18 protein-coding genes, 2 rRNA genes and 1 pseudogene are annotated in these 20,697 nt (G+C 67.6%); 8 read left to right on the top strand and 13 right to left on the bottom strand.

Annotation, left to right across the window (positions count from 1 at the left end; genetic code table 11):
- Positions 1 to 190: 190 nt before the first annotated feature.
- Positions 191 to 3,315: ribosomal RNA gene (locus MDN94_RS06665) — 23S ribosomal RNA — on the top strand.
- A 75-nt stretch (positions 3,316 to 3,390) separates the two neighbouring features.
- A 5S ribosomal RNA gene (rrf, locus tag MDN94_RS06660) occupies positions 3,391 to 3,507 on the top strand.
- An 88-nt stretch (positions 3,508 to 3,595) separates the two neighbouring features.
- On the opposite strand, the gene MDN94_RS06655 is transcribed toward rrf, so the two are convergent.
- Genes MDN94_RS06655 through MDN94_RS06640 form a run of 4 tightly spaced genes read right to left on the bottom strand, consistent with a single transcriptional unit; the run spans position 3,596 to position 7,282 of the window.
- On the bottom strand, positions 3,596 to 4,270 hold the full coding sequence (locus tag MDN94_RS06655) for a response regulator (protein ID WP_482725010.1): 675 nt from the start codon (positions 4,268 to 4,270) through the stop codon (positions 3,596 to 3,598).
- A complete protein-coding gene (locus MDN94_RS06650; protein WP_482725009.1) occupies positions 4,267 to 5,544 on the bottom strand; it encodes a sensor histidine kinase in 1,278 nt (425 codons plus the stop codon). Before MDN94_RS06650 ends, MDN94_RS06655 begins: the two co-directional genes overlap by 4 nt.
- A gap of 32 nt (positions 5,545 to 5,576) precedes the next feature.
- On the bottom strand, positions 5,577 to 6,347 hold the full coding sequence (locus MDN94_RS06645; protein ID WP_482725008.1) for an ABC transporter permease: 771 nt from the start codon (positions 6,345 to 6,347) through the stop codon (positions 5,577 to 5,579).
- Positions 6,344 to 7,282 carry an ABC transporter ATP-binding protein gene (locus MDN94_RS06640; RefSeq protein ID WP_482725007.1) on the bottom strand — a complete coding sequence of 313 codons (939 nt, stop codon included), beginning with the start codon at positions 7,280 to 7,282 and terminating at the stop codon, positions 6,344 to 6,346. Before MDN94_RS06640 ends, MDN94_RS06645 begins: the two co-directional genes overlap by 4 nt.
- Before the next feature lie 132 nt (positions 7,283 to 7,414).
- Here MDN94_RS06640 and MDN94_RS06635 point away from each other — a divergent pair, with 132 nt between their 5' ends.
- Entirely contained in the window at positions 7,415 to 7,954 is a 540-nt protein-coding gene (locus MDN94_RS06635; protein ID WP_482725006.1) for a GNAT family N-acetyltransferase, read from the top strand.
- An 11-nt stretch (positions 7,955 to 7,965) separates the two neighbouring features.
- Here MDN94_RS06635 and MDN94_RS06630 read toward each other — a convergent pair whose 3' ends face one another.
- The 7 genes from MDN94_RS06630 to MDN94_RS06600 form a co-directional block, all read right to left on the bottom strand.
- Entirely contained in the window at positions 7,966 to 9,450 is a 1,485-nt protein-coding gene (locus MDN94_RS06630) for a type IV secretory system conjugative DNA transfer family protein (RefSeq protein WP_482725005.1), read from the bottom strand.
- A gap of 1 nt (position 9,451) precedes the next feature.
- Positions 9,452 to 10,864, bottom strand: coding sequence for an ATP-binding protein (locus MDN94_RS06625; RefSeq protein WP_482725004.1), 1,413 nt, complete (start codon positions 10,862 to 10,864; stop codon positions 9,452 to 9,454).
- 18 nt (positions 10,865 to 10,882) lie between these two features.
- The gene (locus MDN94_RS06620) at positions 10,883 to 12,439 is read right to left on the bottom strand and encodes an SCO6880 family protein (protein WP_189468459.1); all 1,557 of its coding nucleotides are present in this window, start codon (positions 12,437 to 12,439) and stop codon (positions 10,883 to 10,885) included.
- Positions 12,436 to 13,722: a hypothetical protein gene (locus MDN94_RS06615; RefSeq protein WP_482725003.1), complete on the bottom strand. Its 1,287-nt coding sequence runs from the start codon at positions 13,720 to 13,722 to the stop codon at positions 12,436 to 12,438. The genes MDN94_RS06620 and MDN94_RS06615 overlap by 4 nt, the downstream gene beginning before the upstream one ends.
- Positions 13,712 to 14,569, bottom strand: coding sequence for a DUF8175 domain-containg protein (locus tag MDN94_RS06610; RefSeq protein ID WP_482725002.1), 858 nt, complete (start codon positions 14,567 to 14,569; stop codon positions 13,712 to 13,714). Before MDN94_RS06610 ends, MDN94_RS06615 begins: the two co-directional genes overlap by 11 nt.
- Positions 14,570 to 14,698: 129 nt before the next feature.
- Complete coding sequence (locus MDN94_RS06605; protein WP_005315450.1) at positions 14,699 to 15,007, bottom strand: hypothetical protein; 309 nt, start codon at positions 15,005 to 15,007, stop codon at positions 14,699 to 14,701.
- Positions 15,008 to 15,350: 343 nt separating this feature from the next.
- Entirely contained in the window at positions 15,351 to 15,518 is a 168-nt protein-coding gene (locus MDN94_RS06600) for a hypothetical protein (RefSeq protein WP_441266836.1), read from the bottom strand.
- Between the two features lie 222 nt (positions 15,519 to 15,740).
- On the opposite strand from MDN94_RS06600, the pseudogene MDN94_RS06595 reads away from it, so the two are divergent.
- A pseudogene (locus MDN94_RS06595) lies at positions 15,741 to 15,983 on the top strand (SAM-dependent methyltransferase); the annotation flags it as partial.
- A gap of 86 nt (positions 15,984 to 16,069) precedes the next feature.
- Here the strand turns inward: MDN94_RS06595 and MDN94_RS06590 are convergent.
- Both MDN94_RS06590 and MDN94_RS06585 read right to left on the bottom strand, forming a co-directional pair.
- Complete coding sequence (locus MDN94_RS06590) at positions 16,070 to 16,411, bottom strand: DUF397 domain-containing protein (RefSeq protein ID WP_482725001.1); 342 nt, start codon at positions 16,409 to 16,411, stop codon at positions 16,070 to 16,072.
- Positions 16,412 to 16,422: 11 nt separating this feature from the next.
- Positions 16,423 to 17,274: a helix-turn-helix domain-containing protein gene (locus MDN94_RS06585; RefSeq protein ID WP_482725000.1), complete on the bottom strand. Its 852-nt coding sequence runs from the start codon at positions 17,272 to 17,274 to the stop codon at positions 16,423 to 16,425.
- Between the two features lie 206 nt (positions 17,275 to 17,480).
- Here MDN94_RS06585 and MDN94_RS06580 point away from each other — a divergent pair, with 206 nt between their 5' ends.
- From MDN94_RS06580 to MDN94_RS06565, 4 genes are all read left to right on the top strand, one after another.
- The gene (locus MDN94_RS06580; protein ID WP_482724999.1) at positions 17,481 to 17,891 is read left to right on the top strand and encodes an ATP-binding protein; all 411 of its coding nucleotides are present in this window, start codon (positions 17,481 to 17,483) and stop codon (positions 17,889 to 17,891) included.
- Positions 17,888 to 18,487, top strand: a complete 600-nt coding sequence (locus MDN94_RS06575; protein WP_482724998.1) for a Uma2 family endonuclease — start codon at positions 17,888 to 17,890, stop codon at positions 18,485 to 18,487. Before MDN94_RS06580 ends, MDN94_RS06575 begins: the two co-directional genes overlap by 4 nt.
- A 138-nt stretch (positions 18,488 to 18,625) precedes the next feature.
- Positions 18,626 to 19,645 (top strand): C40 family peptidase, encoded by a 1,020-nt coding sequence (locus tag MDN94_RS06570; protein ID WP_482724997.1) that lies wholly within the window; start codon positions 18,626 to 18,628, stop codon positions 19,643 to 19,645.
- Between the two features lie 249 nt (positions 19,646 to 19,894).
- The gene (locus MDN94_RS06565; protein WP_482724996.1) at positions 19,895 to 20,611 is read left to right on the top strand and encodes a phosphatase PAP2 family protein; all 717 of its coding nucleotides are present in this window, start codon (positions 19,895 to 19,897) and stop codon (positions 20,609 to 20,611) included.
- Positions 20,612 to 20,697: the final 86 nt, after the last annotated feature.

Below are 20,697 nucleotides of genomic sequence, written 5' to 3'. Positions count from 1 at the left end.
TCTGTCAGTACTGCTTCGGCGTGGAACACGGACTCGGGGACGGCGAGAGGGCCGGGCACACTGTTGGGTGTCTGAGGGTGCGAGCGTTGCTCGTCCTTCGGGATGCCGGCCCCAGTGAACTCACCTTGCAGGTGGGGTGATGGGTGGCTGGTCGTTGCTTGAGAACTACACAGTGGACGCGAGCATCTGTGGCCAAGTTTTTAAGGGCGCACGGTGGATGCCTTGGCACCAGGAACCGATGAAGGACGTGGGAGGCCACGATAGTCCCCGGGGAGCCGTCAACCAGGCTTTGATCCGGGGGTTTCCGAATGGGGAAACCCGGCAGTCGTCATGGGCTGTCACCCGCTGCTGAACACATAGGCAGTGTGGAGGGAACGAGGGGAAGTGAAACATCTCAGTACCCTCAGGAAGAGAAAACAACCGTGATTCCGGGAGTAGTGGCGAGCGAAACCGGATGAGGCCAAACCGTATGCGTGTGATACCCGGCAGGGGTTGCGCATACGGGGTTGTGGGATCTCTCTTTCATTGTCTGCCGGCAATGAGACGAGTCAGAAACCGTATGAATAGGCGAAGGACATGCGAAAGGTCCGGCGTAGAGGGTAAGACCCCCGTAGCTGAAATTCATGCGGCTCGTTTGAGAGACACCCAAGTAGCACGGGGCCCGAGAAATCCCGTGTGAATCTGGCGGGACCACCCGCTAAGCCTAAATATTCCCTGGTGACCGATAGCGGATAGTACCGTGAGGGAATGGTGAAAAGTACCGCGGGAGCGGAGTGAAATAGTACCTGAAACCGTGTGCCTACAAGCCGTGGGAGCGTCGCTGTATGTGCTTGCACATGCAGTCGTGACTGCGTGCCTTTTGAAGAATGAGCCTGCGAGTTAGCGGTGTGTAGCGAGGTTAACCCGTGTGGGGAAGCCGTAGCGAAAGCGAGTCCGAACAGGGCGATCGAGTTGCACGCTCTAGACCCGAAGCGGAGTGATCTAGCCATGGGCAGGTTGAAGCGGAGGTAAGACTTCGTGGAGGACCGAACCCACCAGGGTTGAAAACCTGGGGGATGACCTGTGGTTAGGGGTGAAAGGCCAATCAAACTCCGTGATAGCTGGTTCTCCCCGAAATGCATTTAGGTGCAGCGTCGTGTGTTTCTTGCCGGAGGTAGAGCACTGGATAGGCGATGGGCCCTACCGGGTTACTGACCTTAGCCAAACTCCGAATGCCGGTAAGTGAGAGCGCGGCAGTGAGACTGTGGGGGATAAGCTCCATGGTCGAGAGGGAAACAGCCCAGAGCATCGACTAAGGCCCCTAAGCGTACGCTAAGTGGGAAAGGATGTGGAGTCGCAGAGACAACCAGGAGGTTGGCTTAGAAGCAGCCACCCTTGAAAGAGTGCGTAATAGCTCACTGGTCAAGTGATTCCGCGCCGACAATGTAGCGGGGCTCAAGCGTACCGCCGAAGTCGTGTCATTCCAGCATGAGGGCCAACGCCCGCTGGGATGGGTAGGGGAGCGTCGTGTGCCGGGTGAAGCAGCCGCGGAAGCGAGTTGTGGACGGTTCACGAGTGAGAATGCAGGCATGAGTAGCGATACACACGTGAGAAACGTGTGCGCCGATTGACTAAGGGTTCCTGGGTCAAGCTGATCTGCCCAGGGTAAGTCGGGACCTAAGGCGAGGCCGACAGGCGTAGTCGATGGACAACCGGTTGATATTCCGGTACCCGCTTTGAAACGCCCAATATCGAATCAGGCGATGCTAAGTCCGTGAAGCCGCCGGCTGAGTCTTCGGACGAGGTCGGAGTGGTGGAGCCGACGAACCAGACTTGTAGTAGGTAAGCGATGGGGTGACGCAGGAAGGTAGTCCAGCCCGGGCGGTGGTTGTCCCGGGGTAAGGGTGTAGGACGTGGGGTAGGCAAATCCGCCTCACACATAGTCTGAGACCTGATGCCGAGCCGATTGTGGTGAAGTGGATGATCCTATGCTGTCGAGAAAAGCCTCTAGCGAGTTTCATGGCGGCCCGTACCCTAAACCGACTCAGGTGGTCAGGTAGAGAATACCGAGGCGTTCGGGTGAACTATGGTTAAGGAACTCGGCAAAATGCCCCCGTAACTTCGGGAGAAGGGGGGCCATCACTGGTGATCCGATTTACTCGGTGAGCTGGGGGTGGCCGCAGAGACCAGCGAGAAGCGACTGTTTACTAAAAACACAGGTCCGTGCGAAGCCGTAAGGCGATGTATACGGACTGACGCCTGCCCGGTGCTGGAACGTTAAGGGGACCGGTTAGTCACTCTTCGGGGTGGCGAAGCTGAGAACTTAAGCGCCAGTAAACGGCGGTGGTAACTATAACCATCCTAAGGTAGCGAAATTCCTTGTCGGGTAAGTTCCGACCTGCACGAATGGCGTAACGACTTCTCGACTGTCTCAACCATAGGCCCGGTGAAATTGCACTACGAGTAAAGATGCTCGTTTCGCGCAGCAGGACGGAAAGACCCCGGGACCTTTACTACAGTTTGATATTGGTGTTCGGTTCGGCTTGTGTAGGATAGGTGGGAGACTGTGAAGCTTGGACGCCAGTTCAGGTGGAGTCGTCGTTGAAATACCACTCTGGTCGTGCTGGATGTCTAACCTGGGTCCGTGATCCGGATCAGGGACAGTGTCTGATGGGTAGTTTAACTGGGGCGGTTGCCTCCCAAAGGGTAACGGAGGCGCCCAAAGGTTCCCTCAGCCTGGTTGGCAATCAGGTGTTGAGTGTAAGTGCACAAGGGAGCTTGACTGTGAGACCGACGGGTCGAGCAGGGACGAAAGTCGGGACTAGTGATCCGGCGGTGGCTTGTGGAAGCGCCGTCGCTCAACGGATAAAAGGTACCCCGGGGATAACAGGCTGATCTTCCCCAAGAGTCCATATCGACGGGATGGTTTGGCACCTCGATGTCGGCTCGTCGCATCCTGGGGCTGGAGTCGGTCCCAAGGGTTGGGCTGTTCGCCCATTAAAGCGGTACGCGAGCTGGGTTTAGAACGTCGTGAGACAGTTCGGTCCCTATCCGCTGTGCGCGTAGGAGTCTTGAGAAGGGCTGTCCCTAGTACGAGAGGACCGGGACGGACGAACCTCTGGTGTGCCAGTTGTCCTGCCAAGGGCATGGCTGGTTGGCTACGTTCGGAAAGGATAACCGCTGAAAGCATCTAAGCGGGAAGCCTGCTTCGAGATGAGGACTCCCACCTCCTTGAGAGGGTAAGGCTCCCAGTAGACGACTGGGTTGATAGGCCGGATATGGAAGCCCTGTAAGGGGTGGAGTTGACCGGTACTAATAGGCCGAGGGCTTGTCCTCAGTTGCTCGCGTCCACTGTGTTAGTTCTGAAGTAACGAACTCGCCTTGCCGGCTTGAGTTCCAACTTCATAGTGTTTCGGTGGTCATTGCGTTAGGGAAACGCCCGGTTACATTCCGAACCCGGAAGCTAAGCCTTTCAGCGCCGATGGTACTGCAGGGGGGACCCTGTGGGAGAGTAGGACGCCGCCGAACAATCATTGTGGGAAAGCCCCGCACCTCTGGTGCGGGGCTTTCCTGCGTTCAGGGTCGATTCCCGTACGACAGGGGCGCCGCCCGGACTTCAGGACGGGTTCACCAGCCTGGTGTCGTACGCCAGGATGACCGCCTGGACGCGGTCCCTCGCGCCGGTCTTGGCCAGGATGCGGCTCACATGGGTCTTCACCGTGGACTCGGCCAGGTGGAACCGGCTCGCGATCTCCGTGTTCGTCCAGCCCTGGCCGATCACCGTCAGAATCTCGCGCTCCCGTTCCGTCAGCCGTGCCAGACGCGTGTCCGGCACCGGCTCGCCGGTCCCGACGGCCGTGGTCTCCGGCAGGTGCTGCACGTACGTGTCCAGGAGCCGGCGTGTGAGGCTGGGAGCGACGACCGCCTCTCCGGCGGCCACGGCACGGATGCCGGAGAGGAGCTCCTCCGGCATCGCGTCCTTGATGAGGAAGCCGCTCGCGCCCGCGCGCAGGCCCTTGTAGGCGTACTCGTCCAGGTCGAACGTCGTGACGATGAGGACACGAGTGCGGGCGCCCGAGGCGACGATGCGCCGCGTCGCCTCGATCCCGTCGAGACCCGGCATGCGGATGTCCATCAGGACGACGTCGGGGTGGAGTTCCGCGGCCTGACGTACTGAATCGGCGCCGTTTCCGGCCTCGCCCACCACCGTCATGTCGTCCTGGCTCTCCAGCAGCATCCGGAAGCCGAAACGCTGCATGGGCTGGTCGTCGACGATGAGCACTGTCGTCACTGGTCGGGTTCCTTCGGAAGGTGGAGACGTACGCGCCAGCCCCCCGGGGGCCGGTGCAGCGGACCGGCCTCAAGTGTGCCGTCGTACAAGGCTGTTCGCTCTCGCATACCGGCCAGTCCGCGGCCCGTGCTCCCGGGCGCGCCGCCGGTTCCGGTGTCCGTGACCGTGACGGTGACCGCGTCCGCCGCGTACCGCACGGCGACTGTGGCCGTCGCCCTGGGGCCGCCGTGCTTCAGGGAGTTGGTGAGGGCCTCCTGTACGACCCGGTAGACCGTCAGCTGGCGCCCCGCGGGCAGTGGGCCCGGGTCGCCGTCGACGGTGAGATCCACCGGCAGGCCCGCTGCCCGTACGCCGTCGACCAGCCGTTCCAGGTCGGCCAGGGCCGGCTGCGGGGCGAGGTCCGCAGGGGGTGGGGCATCCGGGTCCTCGCGCAGGACGTCCAGAAGCCGCCGCAGCTCCGTCAGGGCCTGTCGGCTGGTGGTGCCGATGGCCTGGAGGGCCTGGGCCGCGCGCTCAGGGGATCCCACGGCGGCGTAGGCGCCGCCGTCCGCGAGACCGGTGATGACCGACAGGTTGTGGCCGATGATGTCGTGCATCTCCCGGGCGATACGGGTGCGTTCGGCGGCTGCCGCGAGCTGCGCCTGCTGGTCGCGCTCCACCTCGAGCTGTCTGGCGCGCTCCACCAGGGAGGCGGTGTACTCCTGCCGTGAACGGACCGCGAGTCCCAACAGGGCGACGAGCGCGAAGCTGTACAACATCGGCACGAACTGCTGGTCCCAACTGCCTACCGGGTAGGCCGTGGCACCGACCGCCAGCGGGACGAGCACGGTGCCGAACGACCACACCAGGGTGCGCAACGGCAGTCGCAGGGCGATGTTGTAGACGGCGATCATCTGGAGGAACGACGCCTGAAGATGCGCGCCGCTCGCCGCGTTGGCCAGAGAGAACGGCAGCATCACCAGGAGCACGGCGAGCGGATGGCCGCGCCGCCACAGCAGCGGCACGGAGAAGCCCAGGCTCATGGCGAGCACCAGCCACGACGGCACGTCGTCGTTGAAGGCGACGTTGCGCCAGCCGCCCGCCGCGTCCACCAGCGCGGCGAACACGAACACCGCGGTGAGGTGGAGGTCCCAGACCAGCGGGCGCCGGCGGTCGAAGGCGCGCAGCCGTTCGGTGAGGCGCTGGAGCCGGCGGGTGAGCGGTTGGGCGCCGGTCGACCAGCCCTGGGGAGCGGGGGCGGTCTGCGGGAGGCGCTTCTGCTGGGCCATGCGCATGCTCACATCCTCGTACACCGGCCGGCCCGGCCTCAGACGTCCCGGCGCTTGATCAGGACGGCGGCCCCCGCGAGGGTCGCGGCCGCCCACAGGGTCAGGGCCAGCAGTGCGCCGCCCGGTGAGGCCGCTCCGGGGATCGCCTCCGCCGACAGGAGGGACTCGAAGGCCTTCGTGGGGAAGTACTCCACGGCATCGGCCACCACGTCGTACGGGAGCACGGAGATCACCTCGGGCAGCACCATCATGCCGCCGATGAACGCGCCGATCGCTCCCGGCACCGACCGCACGAGCGCACCCAGTCCGAGGGCGATCAGCCCCAGCAGGGTGAGTCCGGCCGAGCTGCCCACGAGGGCGCGCACGACTCCCGGGTCGCCGACGGAGGCCTCCTGGTCGGTGCCGGCGAAGAAGAGCTGCGCCGTCGGGAAGGTGACGAACGCCGTGGTGAGCGTGACGGTGAAGGTGACGGCGGCGAAGACGGCAGCCTTGGACCAGAGCACCGGGAGCCTGCGGGGCACCGTGGTCATCGAGGCCCGGATCATGCCGGTCGAGTACTCGCCCGCGGTGACGAGGATGCCGAGGACGGCGAACGCGATCTGCGCGAACTGGACGCCGATGAGGGTGAGTACGACCACGTCCACGTCACCGTCGCCACCGCCCGTCTCGTAGGTGGCGCCCATGAGGAGGCCGATGCCGAACGTCAGCAGCCCGGCCGTCATCAGGGTGATCCAGGTCGAGCGCAGCGTCCACAGCTTGTGCCACTCGGAGCGCAGCACACGGGCGGGGGTCAGCTCGTACGTGCTCATGCTGCTGCTCCTTCGAGCGGGACGGCCTGGTACTCGACCGCCTCGTGCGTGAGTTCCATGAAGGCCTGTTCCAGCGATGCGGTGACAGGGGTCAGTTCGAACAGGGGGATTCCGTGGGCGGCGGCGGTGCGGCCGATGCTCCTGCTGTCCGTGCCGCGTACGAGCAGCTCGTCGGGGCCTGCCCGTTCCACGTCCACGCCCGGTCCGCCGAGGACGCCGGCGAGGGAGGACGCTTCCGGTGAGACGACCTTCACGGCGGACGCGCCGGCGTCCCGCACGAACGCTTCCACCGTCGTGTCGGCGAGCAGCCTGCCGCGGCCGATGATGACGAGATGGTCGGCGGTGACGGCCATTTCGCTCATCAGGTGCGAGGAGACGAGGACCGTACGGCCCTCCGCGGCGAGGGACTTCAGGAGTGTTCTGATCCAGAGGACGCCGTCGGGGTCGAGTCCGTTGACGGGTTCGTCGAGGACCAGGGTGGCCGGGTCGCCGAGGAGGGCTGCGGCGATTCCCAGGCGCTGGCCCATGCCGAGGCTGAAGCCCTTGATCCTCCGCCCCGCGACATCGGTCAGGCCGGTCATGCCGATGACCTCATCGACGCGGGAGGGCGGGATGCCGTGGGTGTGGGCGAGCGCGAGAAGGTGGTTCCTGGCGGTGCGTCCGGGGTGGATGGAGCGGGCCTCCAACAGGGCTCCGACCTGGGTGAGGGGCGCCGGGTGGGTCGCGTAGGGGCGGCCGCCGACGGTTGAGTGCCCGCGGGTGGGGGCGTCGAGGCCGAGCAGGAGGCGCATGGTGGTGGACTTGCCGGCGCCGTTGGGTCCGAGGAAGCCGGTGACGGAGCCTGGCCCGACACTGAAGGTGAGGTCCTGGACGACGGTCTTGTCGCCGTAGCGTTTGGTGAGTCCGACGGCTTCGATGCCGTGTGATCCGGTCATGCCACCGACGCTATGGAGCGTGAGACGGACGGTCGTCCGACCGCGGGCGGGATCCCGGGGAGCGGCGTAGTACCTGGGTACGACCGGGAAACGCCGTTGCTCGGGGGCGCTGGTCAAAGTCAGTATCGGGGGATGGAACATGTGATCCGGCGCGTGCGCGCCGACGAGTGGGTGCAGGTCCGCGACCTGCGGCTGGCCGCCCTGCAGGACCCTCTTGCCCCGATAGCGTTCTACGAGTCGTACGAGCAGGCCTTCGGGCAGCCCGACTCCTTCTGGCAGGAGCGCACCTCGTCGGTCGCCGCCGGGGTGGACGTCGTCCAGTTCGTGGCCGAGGCACCGGACGGCCGGTGGGACGGCACGGTGTCCGTGCTGGTGGAACCCAAGGGCAGCGCGCGTATCGGCAAGCCGGCGCCGGTGGACCAGACCCACGTGGTGGGGGTGTTCGTACGGGCGGAGGCGCGCGGCAGCGGGCTCGCGGCCAAGTTGTTCCGTGCGGCGCTCAACTGGTCGTGGGCGCTGGACTCGCCGCGGGTGGACCGGGTGAGGCTGCTGTTCCACGAGGACAACGAGCGGGCCGCGGCCCTGTACCGCAAGGTCGGGTTCGTGCCGAGCGACGAGCTGGCGCCGGTGCCCGAGGACCCGCCGGCCCGGGAGTACGAGATCCGGCGATAGCGGGGGCGACGTCAGAGCGCGGGGAGCGCGTCCTGCCAGCGTGCGCGGGCCTGTTCGGGGGAGCGGAGCAGGGCGAGGGTCGCGAGGCCCTGGTCCTGGCCGGTGGCCAGCAGCTCGGGGAGGTGGGGGAGCGGGGCGACGGCCGCGACGTCGTCGAGCACGAGCGTCATTGGTGGGTCGAGCCGACCGTCGGATGACCGTGCGGCCATGCGGCGGCCGTGCTCGACCACGTCTGCGGCGAGCGCCGTCAACAGAGGCATCGCGCCGGGGTGGGTGCGAGGATCCTCGATCGGTTCACCCACCACATAGAGCGTGCCCGCTTCGTTCACGAATGATTCCAGGGCGAGCGAATCCGTTCGATTCGGTGTGCACGCCTCACGGATGTGGACCGAGGACAGCGCGGACAGTGCACGAATGGCCAACTGCTGTGCCACTTCGCGCCGTTCCGGGTGGGCGGTGAGCGCCGACTCGAGGAGCCCGGCGAGTCCCGGCGTGGCTTTGGGGTGGGTGCGGAGGATGCGTACCGGCTCGTGGGCGCCGGTGCCCTGGGCCCAGCGGTGGACCTGACGGAACGGGCGGCCGTCCACGGCGGCGGCGTGCAGCCAGCAGCGCAGGAGCGTCTCTGCCGTGTCCGCCATGGTGGCGTCGATGAGCGCCCGGGGGCGTACGGGCGCCAGCACGGCGGTCGCGCGGGCCGCCGCTGTCCTGTCGTCCTCGCAGTGGGTCGTGGGGGACCAGTGCAGCCGGGCGGGGGTGTCGCACAGGTGCCCGGGGTCGTAGACCAGGACGGGGCCGAGCTTGGCCCGCGCGTCCTTGGTGTCGGCCCACACCATGGGGTCGGAGGTGACGACGAGCGCGGGGCCCTCCGCGTCGAGGAGGGCCTGCACGGCGGCGGGGTGGCGGACGGTGCGGTCGCCGTACAGCACGCGTGGTGTACGGGTGCGCGGGGCCGGGACGGTGGGGATCGGGACCGCCGCGGGCGCTTCCACGGGCGCGACGGGAGCGGCCTCGGCAGCGGGCGCCGCTTCAGCCATGACCTGTGCGTGTATGGGGGCCTCCCGGTGCGGCCGCTGTTCTCGCGCGGGCTGCTCCCGGAGCCGGGCGCGCTCCTCGCGTGCCGCCGCCCGGACGGCACGCCAGCGGGCGACCGTACCGAGCGTGAACACCGTGAGCACGATCAGCACCATCAACTGGCCGATGAGCAGGCCCCAGAACAGTCCGTAGCCCGAGAGCTGCGCCGGTGGCGTGGCGGGCCAGGCGCCGGACAGGTCGTGCGGCGAGGCGGCGAGTTCCCGCATGGCTGTGGGCGTGTTGCCGAACGTGACGCCCGCCGGCCAGGCGCCGTGGGCGAAAGCGCCGGCGAGTCCCGTGGCCGACCAGACGAGCAGCGTCAGGCCGAGAAGGAAGGCCAGCAGCCCGACCAACAGGCCGTCGGGGACGCCCCCTTGGCGCTCTCCTGGCCGACCGCCGCCCTGTCCCTGTCGCCCCTCGTGCATCTCATGCCACCGTCGACTCGGACGACTCGTCCAACTGTTGCTGTTCGATGAGCCGCGCGCGCTGCTCCGCCTCCCATTCCGCTGCCTGGACATGCTCCGGCACGGAAGGGGCCGAGGACTCCGTCATGGCCCGGTCGGTGAAGACGAGCGGTCTCTCCGCCTCCGTCACGAGGTGTTTGACCACTTGGACGTTGCCGTTGACGTCCCACACGGCGATACCCGGAGTCAGTGTCGGGATGATCTCGACGGCCCATCGTGGCAGGCCGAGCACCCGCCCGGTGGCCCGTGCCTCGTCGGCCTTCTGGGCGTAGATCGTCCTGGTGGACGCCATCTTGAGGATCGCGGCGGCCTCCTTGGCCGCCGCGCCGTCCACGACGTCGCTCAGATGGTGGACCACTGCGACGAAGGACAGACCGAGCCTGCGCCCGAACTTCAGCAGCCGCTGGAAGAGCTGCGCGACGAAGGGGCTGTTGATGATGTGCCACGCCTCCTCCACCAGGAAGATGCGCTTCTTGCGGTCGGGCCGGATCCAGGTGTGCTCCAGCCACACACCGACGATCGCCATCAGGATGGGCATGGCGATGGAGTTGCGGTCGATGTGCGACAGGTCGAAGACGATCAGCGGGGCGTCGAGGTCGATGCCGACGGTGGTCGGCCCGTCGAACATGCCGCGCAGGTCGCCGTCGACGAGCCGGTCCAGGACCAGCGCCACGTCGAGGCCCCAGGCGCGTACGTCGTCTATGTCGACGTTCATCGCCTCCGCGGACTCCGGCTCCGGATGCCGCAGCTGCTCCACGATGTCGGTGAGGACCGGCTGCCGGTCGGTGATGCTGGCGTTGACGTACGCGTGGGCGACCTTGAGCGCGAAGCCTGCGCGCTCGTCGAGGCCGTGCCCCATCGCGACCTCGATGATGGTGCGCAGCAGCGCCAGCTGGCCGGTCGTGGTGATCGACGGGTCGAGCGGGTTGAGGCGGATACCGCCGTCGCGCGCCGTCATCGGGTCGAGCCGGATGGGGGTTATCCCCAACTCCTGCGCGATGAGGTTCCACTCGCCGACGCCGTCCTCGCCCTGTGCGTCGAGCACGACGACCTGCCGGTCGCGGAAACGCAACTGCCGCAGTACGTACGTCTTCTCGAGCGCCGACTTGCCGTTGCCGGACTCGCCGAGCACCAGCCAGTGCGGGGCGGGCAGCTGCTGCCCGTACAGCTGGAACGGGTCGTAGATGTAGCCCTTGCCGCTGTAGACCTCGCGGCCGATGATCACACCCGAGTCGCCGAGGCCCGGCGCGGCGGTGGGCAGGTAGACGGCCTGTGCCTGGCCTGTCGACGTACGGACGGGCAGACGGGTGGTCTCCACCTTCCCGAAGAGGAAGGAGGTGAACGAATCCGTGAGGACGGACAGCGGATCTCGCATGGCGGACTGCCCTCTCGGTCAGCGTCGGATGCCGGTCGCGAACGGCAGGGTGTTCACAAAGGCCCTGTGATGCTCGCGGTCGCACCACTCCAGCTTCAGGTACGACTTGCCGGCGGAGGCCCGGATCGTGCGCTTGTCCCTGGCCAGGGCCTCGGGCGAACGCGACGACACAGTGATGTACCCGACGAGGTTGACCCCCGCCGCACCGCTCGCGAGATCTTCACCCCGCTGGTCGAGCCGGCCGTGCGCGGCGATGTCGCGCGGGTCGACGGTCCGGTTCATCTTGGCGGCCCGGCTGGCGTCCGCCTCGTCGTTGGTCTTCTCGGTGAGCATCCGCTCGATGGCGACCTCGGTGGGCTCCAGGTCCATGGTGACCGCGACCGTACGGATCACGTCGGGGGTGTGGACGAGCAGCGGGGCAAGGAAGTTGACGCCGACAGGGGTCATCGGCCACTCCTTCACCCACGCGGTGGAGTGGCACCAAGGGGCGCGGGTCGACGACTCGCGTGTCTTCGCCTGGAGGTAGGTGGGCTCGACGGCGTCCAGCTCGGCCGGCCAGGCGTTCCGCTTCGTCATCGCCTGGATGTGGTCGATGGGGTGGTCCGGGTCGTACATGGAGTGCACGAGCGACGCGAGGCGGGACTGTCCCAGGGGCTGCCGTACGCGGATGTCGGCCTCGGCGAGCCGGGCGCAGATGTCGGTGAGTTCACGCGCCATGACGACGGCCAGACCGGCGTCCTTGTCGAGCCGCTTGGCGCCCGAGGCATGGCGCACGGCACGGGCCATGGCGTGCGCCTCCGCGGCAAGGTCGCGGGAGTAGTGCATGCACGCCACAAGATAGGCGCGGTGCTGCTCACTGGACGTCGACACCATCGACTGGAGCTGCTCGTACGACTGCTGGAGCCAGCCGGGCGCCGCCGCGTTGCCGCGCTGGGCGACATCCTTGGCGTGCGCGTCCGGGTCGGCGGGGAGGGTGCGGGCGAGCATCTGAAGCCGGGTCACGAAGCCGTCGCCGTTGGCGACGTGCTTCAGCAGCGTCCCGAAGCGGTCGACGAGGGCCTCCTGGTCCTCGCTGTCGCGCAGGCCGACGCCCGGGCCCTCGATCTCGATCGCGGCCGTGACGGTGCGGCGGTCGGCGTGCAGCAGTACGGCGATCTCGTCGGGTCCGAAGGGTGCGGCAAGCCAGTTGATCCGGCCGATGCCGGGCGGCGGGCCCACCTCGACCTCCCGCCCGTCGAGCCGGGTGCCGGCCTCGACGGCACCGGACCGGTAGAGGGTGCCGCCGCTGCGCAGTGAACGCTTGTAGCTGCGGTTGATCTCGAACCATTTGTAGAAGGTGCGCTGCTTGTAGGGCACGTAGACGGCGGCGAGCGCCAGCATCGGGAAGCCCATCAGCAGCACGATGCGCAGGGACAGGACCGGGACCAGCAGCCCGCTCATCATGCCGAGGAACGCGCCGGCGATGATCAGCGCGATCTCGCCGGTCTCGCGGTTCTTGCCGATGACCGCGTTCGGCCGGGCACGGCCGATGAGGTACGTGCGGCGGGGCGTGATCGGTTGGGACTGGGTCGTCAACGCCGGCCACCTCCTGTGCTGTTGCGATTGCTGTGCGGGGTACCGCCGGTCGGGCTGTTACGGGGCGCGGGCGCGGCGCTGCCGCCGGCCGCTGGTGTACGGCTGCCGTGGGCCGCCATGCCGCCGGAAGCGGGATTGGCGGGGCGGGGGGTGCTGCCCCCGCTGTCGCCACCGGTGTTGCCACGGGAACTGTGGGTCTTGATGCCCTGGGAGACGAGGGCGGCAGGCGAGCTGATGACGGCCGCCGCCTTGCCCTCGGCGCCGTTCTGGATGCGGTTGTTGCGGGAGGCGGCGATCTCGTCCCCGAACCCCGGGACGAAACGGTAGATCATCGCGGAGGCGAAGATGGCGAGCAGGATGATCGCCAGCCCGGACACGACGGCGGAGAACGAGTCCGGCCCGTCGTCGGCGGAGAGCGCGCCCGCGAGGCCCAGCACGATCACGATCACCGGCTTGACCAGGATGATCGCGATCATGATCCCGGCCCAGCGGCGGACGTGGCCCCACATGTTCTTGTCGACGAGGCCCGCGTAGACGACGACGCCGAGGAGCGCGCCGACGTAGAGCAGCACGGCCCGGATGAACAGCTCCAGGTAGAGAACCCCGGCGGCGAGGATCGTGACGAGCGAGACGACGATCAGCATGATCGGTCCGCCGCCGATGTCGTCGCCCTTGGCGAGGGCCTTGGAGAAGTTCCCGAAGAACATCTCCGTCTGCCCGGACGTACTGCCTGAGACGACCTCGGTCACGCTGTCGGTGACCGAGACGAGTGTGTAGAGGATCAGCGGCGTGAACGCGGAAGCGAGGACCGTCAGCCACAGGAACCCGATCGCCTCCGAGACGGCCGTCATGAACGGCACGCCCCTGATGGCCCGCTTGGCGACGGCCAGCAGCCACAGGAGGAGCGTGAGGATCGAGGCGGCGGCGAAGACGATGGCGTAGTGGGCGAGGAAGGTCACGTTCGTGAAGTCGACGGTGGCCGTCGACTCGACGGCCTGCGACAGCTTCCCGATCGTCCACGACGCGGCGTCGGCGCAGCCGCGGGCGAGCGAGGACAACGGGTCCAGCGCGGCGGTGGGGTCGTCGACGGACGACCGACCGGGGGTGGCGGGGGCTTCGCCGTTCTCGCAGTAGTCGCGGGCGGGGCCGCGAATGAGGTCGCAGGGGTCGTTGCTCGGCGTGGGGGTCGGGTCGGCGGATGCTCGTGTCGGGAGCATCACGGCACCTGACTGAACGGTGGCGAACGCAGCGGCGAACGAGATGGCACGGCGCTTAGCGGGCATAAGTGAACCCTCCGAACTGCTGCACGGCGTCCGCCATCTCTTGCGCACCCGAGGCGGTTTGATCCCGGCCCACTGGCACGGGACCTTCCTTCTGCGTGAAGTCGGCGACCTTCCAGTCACCGTCAACCCATCTCAAGTCGAAGGTGTTCGTGTACCAGCTCTCGGTGACCGGGTTCTGCGAGCCTTCGCCCGCAAGCCCGAAGAGGGCCGAATACCAGACCGAGACGCTTGCCCGGGCGGAGGTGAAGCTCTCGACCTTGGCTCCAACCGGATTGAAGCGGGTGATGAAGGTCATCCCGGCGGGCGCCGTGCCGTCCGGCTCAAGACCGATGCCGGTAAGGAACTCTTTGCTCGAGTAGACGCTGTCTAGATCACCACGCCGGGCTGCCGCGACATCCGGTGCGTACACCGTGTTCACGATCTCGTCGCGACGAGCCTTGTCGAACATGCCGTCGGACCCCAACGCCACCGCGTAGTTCGCCGCCGCGCTCTGCGCCCCCTGCTCGTCCTGCGCGTACCCCGTCGGGATGCCGCCAGCGTTGCCCTTCACCGGGCGGACGCCCGACGGGGCCGTCGGCTGGGCCTTGGGAGCCTTGCCGGCGGCCTCCGGCGGGGAGTCCGCGCTGCCGCCCTGGTTGGCGAAGGCGATCGCCGCGATCAGCAGCACCACTACACCCACCACCGTGATGAGCGACCGTGAGCTGCTGCGCCCCGTGCGCCGTGCCCCGCCGTAGACGTCCGTGTCGGTGCTGCCCGGGAGGCGGGTACGGGTCTGTCCCGAGCCGCCGAAGCCGTCGCTCGTACGGCCCGGCTCGCCGCCGTAGCCGTGATCGTCGCCGAGGCTCATCTGGCCCAGGCCCCCTCAACCAGTGGTGGACGAACTGCTTGCCGCGTCGGCGCGGTGTGGTGACTCGACATCAGGGTGACGCAACCTCGAACGGTGGGCCCGGGCGTGCCCGGAAAGGACTGACGGGTGCTAGACAGCCATCCCGTAGACAATGGTGAACAAGGTCCCCAGTGACCCGATGATGAAGACGCCGGTCAGACCGGCGACGATCAGGCCCTTGCCCTGTTCGGCGCTGAACGTGTCGCGCAGTGCCGTCGCGCCGATGCGTTGTTTGGCCGCTCCCCAGATCGCGATGCCGAGGCAGAGCAGGATGGCAATGGCCATCACGACCTCGATCATCACTCGAGCCTCGTTGCCCAGGCTCCCGAACGGCCCCCAGTTCGGGGCGATTCCGCCGATGATGGTGGTGATATCGCCCTTTTCGGCTGCCAGGATCATGTAACTCACCGCCCCAGTTGGGTTGTTGGCCGCCCACGCCGGCTCGGCACAGGCTCAGGTTCTATCTTCGCTGATGAAACCGCCCGCGTATGCCGACTTGGAGGGTCTCTTTACCCGATCTCCGCACGTATGACCGAGCCGGCCTCCCTGACCTGCGGTGGCGCTGTTCGTATCGGTGCGAGTGGGTGCATGGTTACTCTGTGTATCACGGAGGGTGACTTCGAGCAATGACTGTCGTTGTTCCACCTTTGGGGTGGTTCGTGCGGGCTGCGACGACGGCGGCGCGGATCCCCGTCGGGATCCGCGCCGCCGCAGTGCTCACCGGACCTCGGCCCGGCCCGGTTCAGCGAATGGCCACCATGTAGCCGAGCACTCCCAAGGCGATGGCGAGGAGTGCGATGAAGGTCACCGTCGCCACCGTGCCGCCGGCGTCACTGCTTCGGCGTTCTGTTCTTCCCCCGCGGGCGTCCTGTGTGGCGGGTGCGTCCGTCACGCTCGCAGCGTTCTTCACGTGTTGCTCCTGGTGCTGTGTTACCGGTCCCCGCCGTGGTCACCGGAGGGGGGTCTGACCTCAGCCTTCTGGGCTGCGTCACACAGAGTAGCCGCAACTGGTCCAGACCAGTTGCGCGGGGTCCTGGGTGCCCCCGCGACGGCATCCGTGCCGGTTTCTACTCAACCCTGTTGCTCACAGGTCGAGTTGCCCACGCTTCGCGGGGTGACCGAAAACGTGCCCATGGCTGCTCGTACGGACACCTCGCGCCCGCACACGGCGCGGATATGGAACTACTGGACCGGTGGCAAGGGCAATTATCCGGTCGACAGGGAGGTCGGCGACCAGATCCGGACACTGCATCCGGGCATCGGGGACTACGCCCTGGCCGATCGAAAGTTCCTCGGTCGCGCCGTGCGGCATCTCGTAGGAAAGGCTGGAATCCGTCAGTTCCTCGACATCGGGACGGGTCTGCCGAGTGCCGACACACCCACCACTTTGTCGGCGTTGCTGTTGTGCGACACGGATTGAAGCTTGGTCCGCAGGTCGGGGCAGCCGTACGGATTTGGTGATCACCTCTGCCGAACGAGTGAACGCCCGTCCTGAACGAAGTGGTCGAACTCGCCCGCCTGTACGCCGAGCACGAAGGCATCCCACTTCTCGGCCGTGGTGGTGACGGTCGCGCCGATGCGGACGAGACCGTCGGAGGTGCGGGTGACGGCTATCTCCGGGCTCGGTGTTTCGGTCTTGAGCGCGCGGATCAGTGACGCGAAGGCGTTGGGGGTGGCGTGGAGTATGTGTCCGTCCGGATCGCTGCTTTCGGTGAGTCTGACGCCGGTGGCGTCCGCAGCAACGTTCAGGCAGGCGTCGCCCTCGCCGCAGTACGAAGACTTCTGCCAAGCGGATTCGAGCACGGCCGGTCCTTTCACAGTTCGCGGGCAATCTTCTGGATGAAGTCCCGGGACGCCTCGGGTGTGAGAGCGACGGCCTCCATCCGGTCGAGCAGAGTCCGATAGCGGGCGAGCTGCGCTTCCGCGTCGAGCAGGACGGGCCCGTGGGACTGGTCGAGGTGGACGGTGTCGAGCTGAGGAACAGGGCCGTGTCCGTAGGCCAAGGACTGACCTGAGCCAGGGAACGCGCCTCTGGCGAAAGGAATCACGCGCAGGGTGATGTCGGGCCGCTCGCTCATGCCGAGCAGGTGGTCCAGTTGCCTGTGTGCGACCGCCGGTCCGCCGAACTGCATGCGGAGCGCGGCCTCGTGCACCACGCACCTGTATGGGATCGGGCTCGACCGATAGATGACGTCCTGACGCTTGATGCGGTGCGACACCCGGTGCTCGATCTCTGGTGGCGTCAGCTCGGGCACGACTTGGCGGAAGACCTCCCGGGCGTGGTCAGCGATCTGGAGGAGACCAGGGATGTGCGAGGTGTATGCCGTGCGCAGCTCTGTCGCGTGGTGCTCGAACTCGGCAAGGTCCAGAAGGCCGGTGGGAAGGATGTCCCTGTACTGCTCCCACCACCCCCGGCTTCTTTCGGTGGCCATGGTCACCAGCGCATCGACGAACGCCTGGTCCGAGCAGGAGTAGGCACGCGCCATGGCCCGGACCCGGTCCGCGCTCACGCCGAATCTGGCCGTCTCGACGTTGCTCAACTGTCCTGAACTGGTGCCGAGTTCCTTGGCCGCCTCGGTGGCTGTCATTCCGGCTCGCTCGCGTAGTCGCCGCAGCTCGGTGGCGAGGCGGACGCGCCGCGCTGTCGGGACCGGCCTCGCAGCCATCTGACTCCTCCGGTGTCAGGGGTGGTTGAGTCACCCACACGAGGGATTCCAGCATGGAATCCCTCCAATCGACGCAAAGCTTCTTTGCGTGGCCCCTAATCTCTGACTCAGGCCACCCGCCTGGAAGCACCCCGCTCGACGGAGCGACCTGGTCACCAGGCACGCGTCACGCCCACCTCAAGCCGCCCTCCGTCGAGGAGACTTCCATGCTCACCGTATCCCCGCCCTGGACCTACTCCCTCCAACTCCCGCAAGACCCCCGCGCCCCGCGCATCGCCCGCCACATCCTGCGCGCGGTGCTCCACGCCCACCAACTGGCCACCCTCGTCGAGACCGCCGAACTGCTGGCCTCCGAGCTCGTCACCAACGCCTTCCGGCATACCGACGGCCCGTACGGGCTGCGGCTCAGGGCGCCCGAGCGGGGGCGGCTGAGGCTCGGGGTGTGGGACAGCAACCCCAACGTGCCGCCGCCCTTCCACGGGCTGCCTCGGCGCGCCGCTCCGGACGCCGAGGGCGGCAGGGGCCTTGGTCTCGTCGCTCAGTGCGCGGTCGCCTGGGGCGCGACCGTGCTTGAGCCGGGCAAGCTTCTCTGGGTCGAGATCGGCGGCGGGCGGTGAGCGGTTCCCGCACGCTCCTGGGCGGCCTGGCGGCTCGTACGCTCCGCACGCCTCGCGCCGTCGCCCGGCTGATCACGCGCGCCACGGATCTCCGGGTGGAGATCGTCGGCGGCGCTCTCGTGCTGTCCCCGCCGCCCTGTGAAGCCCGCGCGGAGTCCGTCCGGCTTCTCGCGGCCGGTCTCCGGGCGCACACGGCGGTGGCCGTCCTGGAGGGGGCGACCGTCGAGATGCCCATGGATCTGGACGACTTCGTACGGCCGGACCTCGTCGTCCTCGCCCCGGGCACCCTGGGAAGCCCGGTGGTGGGTACGCAAGCGCTGCTGTTGGCCGTTGAGGTGATATCCCGTCAGGAGAAGGGCCGAGGGGTGGCGCACAAGGAGGACTGGTACGCCGTCGCGTGTGTCCGTGGCCTGCTGATCGTCGATCCCCGCGACGGCACCTGGCGCCTGTGCCGCCGACCGCGCGACGGCCGATACCGGGACGTGCGCTCCGGCGCCTACGGCGACGAGGTCGCGCTGCCCATCCCGCTGTCCTTCCCACTCACCACTCGCCGACTGCCCCGCTACGCCTCCGGCGGGCCTCCCGCAGCGCAGTGACGGCGGTCCCCGTTGCAGTGCTCGTCGAGGACGGCGGGCATCGCGAACCGGTGCGCCGGTCGAGCGCCTCCACGAGAGAGGGGCGTCCGCCTAGACTGGCGCCGATGCGGACTACCGGGCGCTGAGGGGTGTTTGACGGTGCGTAAGGCGTGGCTGGTCGCGGGGCTCTCGATCGGGTTCTGCCTGTGCTTCGTCGCGCTGCTCGTCGTCGGCACGTACTCGGCGGCCTCCGGGCTCCTCGGTGGCTCCAAGAACGGGGCGGTGGGGCTGGCGAAGGGGGCCGTGCCGGCCAAGTACCAGTCGCTGGTGCAGAAGTGGGGGAACCTCTGCCCGGCCATCAACCCCGCGCTGCTCGCCGCCCAGCTCTACCAGGAGAGCGGCTGGAACCCGAGGGCGCAGAGCCACGCCGCCGCGCAGGGCATCGCCCAGTTCATCCCGGGCACGTGGGCGACGCACGGGATCGACGGGGACAAGGACGGGGACCGTGACGTGTGGGACCCGGAGGACGCGATCCCGTCGGCGGCCTCGTACGACTGCGAACTGGCCGGATATGTTCGCAAGGCGCCGGGTGATCCGACCGACAACATGCTCGCCGCGTACAACGCGGGCGCCTACGCGGTGATCAAGTACGGGGGTGTTCCTCCGTACCGCGAGACGCAGAACTACGTGAAGGTCATCCGGACGCTCGAGCAGAGCTTCGCCAAGCCCGTCGGCCGGGTGGAGCCATCCAAGCAGGCGGCCGGGGCCATCTACTTCGCGCAGCAGAAACTGGGCACCAAGTACCTGTGGGGCGGCAACGGAACGCCGGAGCAGGGCGGGCGTTTCGACTGCTCGGGTCTGACGCAGGCGGCCTACCGCACCGTGGGGATCGAGCTGCCGCGGGTGGCGAACGACCAGTACAACGCCGGGCCGCACCCCTCGCGGGACGAGTTGCTGCCGGGCGACCTGGTCTTCTTCTCGGACGACCTGACCAACTCGAGGGCGATCCGGCACGTGGGGCTGTATGTCGGCGGCGGGTACATGATCAACGCCCCGTACACCGGTGCGGTGATCCGGTTCGACAAGATCGACACCCCGGACTACTTCGGCGCGACACGCGTCACCGAGGACGGCGCACGCGCCCTGCCCACGGATCTGCCGAAGGCTCCTGAGGCATGAGCAGGAGGCATCCGAGTGGCTGGAACACGACGGTGGTGCCCGGGCTCTGAGCTGCGACGACGTGTCACTCTTCGATAACGTCATGGTGATCGTTCGGTGGAGAGTGGAACGCGACCGCCGATCACGTCGTTCCCTGGGCAGGGAAGGCCGCACTGACCATGCAGCAGACACCGCACTGACCACGGGGGTTGATTCAGGACGGCGCACAGGCAGGTGCGCCGGCAGGCACAAGGCAAGGGGCCGCAGCAGATGGCTGGACTCGCAGCAGACGGTGTGAACCCGGATGTCGGCCTGCTCTACGACATCAACGGCCTCGCCAAGGACGCGCCCACCTGGCTCGACCGCACCATGGAGTTCGTCGGCGAGTACGGGATCATGCTCGCCCTCGTGCTGGTCGGCCTCTGGTGCTGGTGGAGCGTGCGTCGGCGCGGCAGCGCGGAGGACTCGGTCTCGGCGGTCGCCGGGGTGATCTGGGCACCGCTCGCCGCCGGTATCGCCCTGCTCGTCAACATCCCCATCCGGGGCTTCGTGGAACGGCCCCGGCCGTTCCTCTCGCACGAGGGTCTCGAGGTCCTCGTCGCGGGGAAGACCGACTACTCGTTCGTGAGCGACCACGCCACGATGGCCATGGCGATCGCCGCCGGGTTGTTCGTGGCGAACCGCCGGTTCGGTGTCGCCGCGCTGGGGCTCGCCTTCGCCGAGGGCTTCTGCCGTGTCTACATGGGCGTGCACTACCCGACCGACGTCATCGGCGGATTCGCCCTCGGTACGGCGGTGGCGCTGCTGCTCGCCCCGCCGGCGCTCGCGCTGCTCACGCCGCTGGTGTCGGCCATCGCGGGCTCACGCCACTTCGGGTGGCTCGTGCGGTCCAAGAGGTCCTCGGCGGGCGGTTCACTGCGGCCCGAGTCCCTGGACATCCCGGAGCCGAGGGCCGAGGGCAAGGGCGAGAACGGCCTCGCGGCCTGACCCGCCGGGCCGGAGGCCGCGGAGCCGGATGACCGCATGATGGTGCGTGCGGGCCGTTGCCCATCGGGCCGGACGCCGGTTGCCGG

It is taken from the genome of Streptomyces sp. WAC00040, assembly GCF_056835925.1.
Note: the sequence above shows the minus strand (reverse complement) of the source record. Positions and strands in the feature narration are given on the sequence as shown.

Excerpts from the sequence above, each read along its gene's own strand:
- MDN94_RS06580 (WP_482724999.1), top strand. The coding sequence starts at position 17,481 with ATGCTCACCGTATCCCCGCCCTGGACCTACTCCCTCCAACTCCCGCAA.
- MDN94_RS06615 (WP_482725003.1), bottom strand. The coding sequence starts at position 13,722 with ATGCCCGCTAAGCGCCGTGCCATCTCGTTCGCCGCTGCGTTCGCCACC.
- MDN94_RS06585 (WP_482725000.1), bottom strand. The coding sequence starts at position 17,274 with ATGGCTGCGAGGCCGGTCCCGACAGCGCGGCGCGTCCGCCTCGCCACC.
- MDN94_RS06635 (WP_482725006.1), top strand. The coding sequence starts at position 7,415 with ATGGAACATGTGATCCGGCGCGTGCGCGCCGACGAGTGGGTGCAGGTC.
- MDN94_RS06610 (WP_482725002.1), bottom strand. The coding sequence starts at position 14,569 with ATGAGCCTCGGCGACGATCACGGCTACGGCGGCGAGCCGGGCCGTACG.
- MDN94_RS06630 (WP_482725005.1), bottom strand. The coding sequence starts at position 9,450 with ATGCACGAGGGGCGACAGGGACAGGGCGGCGGTCGGCCAGGAGAGCGC.
- MDN94_RS06605 (WP_005315450.1), bottom strand. The coding sequence starts at position 15,007 with ATGATCCTGGCAGCCGAAAAGGGCGATATCACCACCATCATCGGCGGA.
- MDN94_RS06565 (WP_482724996.1), top strand. The coding sequence starts at position 19,895 with ATGGCTGGACTCGCAGCAGACGGTGTGAACCCGGATGTCGGCCTGCTC.
- MDN94_RS06645 (WP_482725008.1), bottom strand. The coding sequence starts at position 6,347 with ATGAGCACGTACGAGCTGACCCCCGCCCGTGTGCTGCGCTCCGAGTGG.
- MDN94_RS06650 (WP_482725009.1), bottom strand. The coding sequence starts at position 5,544 with ATGCGCATGGCCCAGCAGAAGCGCCTCCCGCAGACCGCCCCCGCTCCC.
- MDN94_RS06640 (WP_482725007.1), bottom strand. The coding sequence starts at position 7,282 with ATGACCGGATCACACGGCATCGAAGCCGTCGGACTCACCAAACGCTAC.
- MDN94_RS06625 (WP_482725004.1), bottom strand. The coding sequence starts at position 10,864 with ATGCGAGATCCGCTGTCCGTCCTCACGGATTCGTTCACCTCCTTCCTC.